This window comes from Serratia sp. CY40230, from assembly GCF_052168835.1.
Lineage (GTDB): Bacteria > Pseudomonadota > Gammaproteobacteria > Enterobacterales > Enterobacteriaceae > Serratia > Serratia nematodiphila.
The window spans coordinates 1-5,519 of the sequence record NZ_JBJNLX010000012.1; the positions used below are offsets into that span (position 1 = coordinate 1).

General features: G+C 52.2%; 5 protein-coding genes, 4 tRNA genes, 1 rRNA gene and 1 other RNA gene. 2 read left to right on the forward strand and 9 right to left on the reverse strand.

The features are described from left to right. The 6 genes from ACJ8IJ_RS23815 to ACJ8IJ_RS23840 all read right to left on the reverse strand — a co-directional run. Positions 1–218, reverse strand: a 218-nt coding sequence (locus ACJ8IJ_RS23815; RefSeq protein ID WP_045142993.1) for a GTP-binding protein, incomplete at its 3' end; no start/stop codon positions are given. Positions 219–327: 109 nt separating this feature from the next. Beyond that, positions 328–403 (reverse strand) — tRNA-Thr (locus tag ACJ8IJ_RS23820). Positions 404–409: 6 nt separating this feature from the next. Next, positions 410–484: transfer RNA gene (locus tag ACJ8IJ_RS23825), tRNA-Gly, on the reverse strand. Between the two features lie 36 nt (positions 485–520). Continuing rightward, positions 521–636: non-coding RNA, RtT sRNA (locus tag ACJ8IJ_RS23830), on the reverse strand. A 46-nt stretch (positions 637–682) separates the two neighbouring features. Further along, positions 683–767: transfer RNA gene (locus tag ACJ8IJ_RS23835), tRNA-Tyr, on the reverse strand. 25 nt (positions 768–792) lie between these two features. After that, positions 793–868, reverse strand: a tRNA-Thr gene (locus ACJ8IJ_RS23840). 396 nt (positions 869–1,264) lie between these two features. Between ACJ8IJ_RS23840 and ACJ8IJ_RS23845 the strand changes: the two genes are divergently transcribed. Both ACJ8IJ_RS23845 and coaA read left to right on the forward strand, forming a co-directional pair. Then, complete coding sequence (locus ACJ8IJ_RS23845) at positions 1,265–1,813, forward strand: GNAT family N-acetyltransferase (RefSeq protein ID WP_004929422.1); 549 nt, start codon at positions 1,265–1,267, stop codon at positions 1,811–1,813. 219 nt (positions 1,814–2,032) lie between these two features. After that, positions 2,033–2,983 (forward strand): type I pantothenate kinase, encoded by a 951-nt coding sequence (coaA, locus tag ACJ8IJ_RS23850; protein ID WP_025304936.1) that lies wholly within the window; start codon positions 2,033–2,035, stop codon positions 2,981–2,983. Positions 2,984–3,031: 48 nt separating this feature from the next. Here the strand turns inward: coaA and birA are convergent, their stop codons facing one another. The 3 genes from birA to rrf all read right to left on the reverse strand — a co-directional run. Further along, positions 3,032–3,994 carry a bifunctional biotin--[acetyl-CoA-carboxylase] ligase/biotin operon repressor BirA gene (gene birA, locus ACJ8IJ_RS23855; RefSeq protein WP_442518969.1) on the reverse strand — a complete coding sequence of 321 codons (963 nt, stop codon included), beginning with the start codon at positions 3,992–3,994 and terminating at the stop codon, positions 3,032–3,034. After that, on the reverse strand, positions 3,991–5,028 hold the full coding sequence (gene murB, locus ACJ8IJ_RS23860; RefSeq protein ID WP_004929433.1) for a UDP-N-acetylmuramate dehydrogenase: 1,038 nt from the start codon (positions 5,026–5,028) through the stop codon (positions 3,991–3,993). The genes birA and murB overlap by 4 nt, the downstream gene beginning before the upstream one ends. 378 nt (positions 5,029–5,406) lie before the next feature. Further along, a 5S ribosomal RNA gene (gene rrf, locus ACJ8IJ_RS23865) occupies positions 5,407–5,519 on the reverse strand; the annotation flags it as partial.

Below are 5,519 nucleotides of genomic sequence, written 5' to 3' on the forward strand. Positions count from 1 at the left end.
GGGGTGTCATACTCAACGTGGGAGGTGTTGATGGTGATACCACGAGCTTTTTCTTCTGGCGCGTTATCGATCTGGTCGAAAGCACGTGCAGAACCGCCGTAGGTTTTAGCCAGTACGGTAGTGATCGCTGCAGTCAGGGTAGTTTTACCGTGGTCAACGTGGCCGATAGTACCGACGTTAACGTGCGGTTTTGTACGTTCAAACTTTTCTTTAGACATCGATTGTCCCTCTAAGACACGGATAAATCGGTGGTATCACCACATCAACCAAGCATTTGCTCGTTGAATCCAGAACAGAAAGAAAATCAGGGGGCGAGAAATTAAGAAGTGGTGCTGATAGGCAGATTCGAACTGCCGACCTCACCCTTACCAAGGGTGCGCTCTACCAACTGAGCTATATCAGCACATCTTGGAGCGGGCAGTGGGAATCGAACCCACATCATCAGCTTGGAAGGCTGAGGTAATAGCCATTATACGATGCCCGCATCCTGGAACTCGGCTACCTGATTTTTCTGTAGAATTTTGGGATGGAGCAGGATTGTTCATCACTCGGCTCGCATCCTTCGGGCCGGCTGCGCCTTGCGCTGCACAGCTCGAACCTTGCCGAAGGCTTTCGCCCTCTCCTCCCGCCATCAACCGTTGCGGTATTTATCGCATCTCAGTTAATCGCCGAAGGCAAGATTTGGTGGTGGGGGAAGGATTCGAACCTTCGAAGTCTGTGACGGCAGATTTACAGTCTGCTCCCTTTGGCCGCTCGGGAACCCCACCAGATTTTAACTACTTGTGACTTGAATGGTGCCGGCTACCGGAATCGAACTGGTGACCTACTGATTACAAGTCAGTTGCTCTACCTACTGAGCTAAGCCGGCATCAAGTGCAGCGCATTCTAGGTAGAGCGGGCGACCTATGCAACAAAAAAATTGCTTTACGCGCACTTTCGCTCATAAATCAGTCAATTTTGCATACTGTCATGCAATTTGCAGCCTGCGGCGTGCAAACATTCATCACTCGCGGCAATCATTCTCTACAATTTTATCCACTTTTTGCAAGCCTTGAGCGCCGCTTTCTCCGTGTCGGGCTTCTCAAAACACTTAACCCGCGATGGTAAACTGTGAGCGGGATCGATGCACCAAAAAGGGGATACCTGCCCCGGACTGCGGCGTGGGCTACACTGATCCCTCGCCCTTTTGCCGTTGCTATGCCTTTCGCCGCTGTGGCTCAGTTATTGCTTCTCTTCATTACCCCCATCCCAGGAGGAATGACCGATGAAAATAGTGCCTATCAACGCCGCTACGTTGCCGATTTACCGCGATGAATTGGCCCGCCTGTTGACCGATGCCGTCACGCACGGCGCTTCTGTCGGTTACGACACCTTAATTCCTCACGAAGACGCCGAGAGCTACTTCCACAGTCTGCGACCGGCCCTGGCCAAAGGTGAGCTGCTGCTGTGGATTGCCCGTGACGATCGCGGCGTCGTTGGCACCGTGCAACTCGAGCTTTGCCAGAAGCCGAACGGCCGTAATCGTGCGGAGGTGGTGAAGCTGTTGGTGCATAGCCGTGCTCGCCGCAACGGCGTAGGTCAGGCTCTGATGAAGACGCTGGAGTACGCGGCACTGCAGCAGCAACGCGGGCTATTGTATCTGGATACGCAGGCCGGTTCGGCGGCAGAAGCGCTTTATCGCAGCCTGGGTTATCGCTGTTTGGGTGAGCTGCCGGATTATGCAGCGGGTCCCGATGGGCATTACCATCCGACCGTCATTTATTACAAACGTCTGTTCACCGTAAATCAGCCTTCGCGCGCCATCGCCAGTTAGTCTTCAGGCGGTATCCGGCTCTGATGATACCGCCTTGCAACCCCGCTTTATCAACTGCGCGCCGCTTCGCACAATTGACATAAACTGCTGCCTATCGACAACTTTTGCGAAAAAAGTCTACGCCAAAAACGAAGCTGTCTATAATATGCAGCTTGTTTATTCTCTGGAGTTGGCGTCCGGCGCCTTTCCCAACCTGCGTTAACAGGCAGAATTTGGCTTATGATAAAAAGAGATCAATCTTTAGCAACGCCTTACCTACAGTTCGATCGTACCCAATGGGCTGCGTTGCGAGATTCGGTGCCGCTGACGTTGTCGGAAGAAGAGATCGTTAAACTGAAAGGGATTAACGAAGATCTCTCGTTGGAAGAAGTTGCGCAGATTTATCTGCCGCTGTCACGGCTGTTGAACTTCTATATCAGTTCCAACCTGCGTAGGCAGGCGGTGCTCGAGCAATTCCTCGGCACCGACGGGCAAAAGATTCCCTATGTCATCGGCATCGCCGGCAGCGTAGCCGTAGGTAAGAGCACAACCGCACGTCTGTTGCAGGCGTTGTTGAGCCGTTGGCCAGAACACCGCAGCGTTGAGTTGATCACGACCGACGGCTTCTTGCACCCTAATAAGGTGCTGAACGAACGCGGCCTGATGAAGAAAAAAGGCTTCCCGCAGTCTTACGATATGCATAGCCTGGTGAAATTCGTGTCGGAAGTGAAATCCGGCGCCAAACGCGTCACCGCTCCGGTTTATTCCCATTTGATCTATGACGTTGTGCCCGAAGGTAATAAAGTCATCGAGCAACCGGATATTCTGATCCTGGAAGGGCTTAACGTATTGCAAAGCGGTATGGATTATCCTCACGATCCGCATCGCGTATTCGTTTCCGACTTTGTCGACTTCTCTATATATGTCGATGCGCCGGAGACGCTATTGCAAAGCTGGTATATCAATCGTTTTCTGAAATTCCGCCAGGGCGCATTTTCCAATCCCGATTCTTATTTCCATAATTATTCAAAATTGCCGGAACCGGAGGCGATTAATATCGCCACGCAATTATGGAATGAAATTAACGGATTGAATTTGCAGCAGAATATACTGCCCACCCGTGAACGCGCCAGCCTGATAATGACCAAAAGCGCTAACCACGCCGTTGAAAGCGTGCGTTTAAGAAAGTAAGCCTACCGATCGATTCAGGGGACGTTACTGTCCCCTTGTCTTTTCTCACTATTCCGCGCTGCGCAGCGATATCTCGCCACCGATGAAGGGCTTGATCTCCCCGTCCTGTTCCAGCAACAGTGCGCCCTGTGAATCGATTCCTCGGGCGATACCCACAATCTGCCGCTCGCCAATCAGCAGCTTGACCGGCCTGTCGATAAAGTTATCCAGGGTACGCCAGCGACCGATAAAGGGCGCGAGTCCGTCTATCTCAAATTGTTTCAATGACTGACGCAGTTCATTAAGCAAGGTTGCAGCCAGTTCATTGCGATCGATCTGAATTCCCGCTTCCTGTAGGTTAATCCATCCCTGAGTAATGGCGCTGGCATTGGTATCACGCATCGCCAGGTTGATGCCGGCGCCGATGACCAGTTGAGCCGCATCGCCGGTTTTTCCCGTCAGTTCGACCAGGATCCCCGCCAATTTACGATCGTTCAGATAAAGATCGTTAGGCCACTTCACGCGCACATCAGCCGCACCGAGGCGCTGCAAGACCTCCGCCATCACTATCCCGATCACCAGGCTAAGCCCCATAGCCGCTGCCGGCCCCTGCTCCAGTCGCCAGAACATCGACAGATATAAATTAGCGCCGAATGGCGAGATCCACTGCCGCCCGCGGCGCCCTCGTCCAGCCTGTTGGTATTCAGCGACGCAGGCATCACCAGAGTGCAATTCGTCGATGCGGTCCAGCAAGTATTGGTTGGTGGAATCGACCACCGGCAACACGCTTACACGCTTGTCTTCCAGCAGGCTGAGGATTCGCTTGGCTTCCAACAGCTGGATGGCGCCAGGCAGGCTATAGCCTTTTCCGGGCACGGTAAAGACATCCAGTCCCCATTCGCGAATGGTCTGAATATGCTTATTGATCGCCGCGCGACTCATGCCCAGTGACTCACCGAGGTGTTCACCGGAATGGAATTCGCCGTCAGCCAGCAGCGCGATCAGTTTTAACGGAACCTTGGTATCTTTCATGACAGCACCGCCACGGCATTCAGTTCACCGGTCGCGCCAATAAAACGCACCTCAGGTTCCAGCCACACGCCGAATTTATCAGCCACCGTCTTGCGTACGTGGCGCGCCAACGCCACCACATCCTGACTGTGGGCGTTGGCGATGTTCACCAGCACCAGCGCTTGTTGGCGGTGTACCGCAGCGCCACCGATACGATATCCTTTCAGTTCGCATTGATCGATAAGCCATCCGGCGGCCAGCTTCACCTGGCCATCCTGCTGTGGATAATGCGGCATACCGGGATATTGAGCGATGAGTTCTGCGGCTTTCTCTGCGTTCACCAGCGGATTCTTGAAGAAGCTGCCGGCATTGCCGGTTTCACGCGGATCGGGCAGTTTGCTGCGGCGCATGGCGCATACGGATTCAAATACCTGAAGTGGCGTCACCGTGGCAGGATCCAGCTTGGCCAGATCGCCGTAGCTCAATTTAGGTTGCCACTGTTTGTTGAGACGCAGACCCAGCCCGACAATGACATGTCCGGTCTGGAAACGGTGTTTGAAAATACTTTCCCGGTAGCCAAAACCACACTCGGCAGCCGGAATACGATCGATAGCGCCGGTAGAGAAGTCCAGCAGATCGACATACTCGCAGACGTCTTTCAATTCGACGCCGTAGGCGCCGATGTTCTGGATAGGGGCGGAACCGGCCAATCCAGGAATCAACGCCAGGTTTTCCAGACCGCAGATCCCGGCCTGCAGCGTATATTGCACCAGGTCATGCCAATTTTCACCGGAGCTGACGTGGAGATACCAGGCATCGTTATCTTCCCGAACATCAATGCCCTTCAACTGATTGACCATTACTGTGCCAGAAAAATCCTCCAGGAACAGCACGTTGCTACCTTCACCGAGAATCAGCAACGGCTCCTGACGCTTGCGCGTTTGTTGCCACACCTTGAGCATCAGCTCAATTCTATCGGCCATGATCAGGTGCGCTGCGTTGACCGGGAGCGCAAACGTATTGTGGTTTTTTAAAGACGCGCTTTCAGTAGACATAACGTTCAGTACCCATACGGAAATAATCTTCCGCCTAGTCTACTCGATTCGAGGCGTCTGGCTAATATTTGTTTTAATTAACGTGAAATTTATCGACTAATACACTGAAGAATTAAGACTTATCTTTGATATAACCGGATAATTCTCATCAGTCTGTTCATAGATAGATATTTTTATTATTTAAATAATAATCTGGAACTATCAATTATATATTTAGCTGGCTATTTCCCTAGTAAAGAAACATTATGCTTCCTTATAAGGATAAGCTACATATGCCCAAAAAGGCATTTTTCAAAGTAATAGATACTGTCAGGATATTTATTTTACGCACAGCAAAAAGCCCTGAACGTCAGTTCAGGGCTTTCGGCTTTGTTTGATGCCTGGCAGTGTCCTACTCTCGCATGGGGAGACCCCACACTACCATCGGCGCTACGGCGTTTCACTTCTGAGTTCGGCATGGGGTCAGGTGGGACCACCGCGCTATTGCCGCC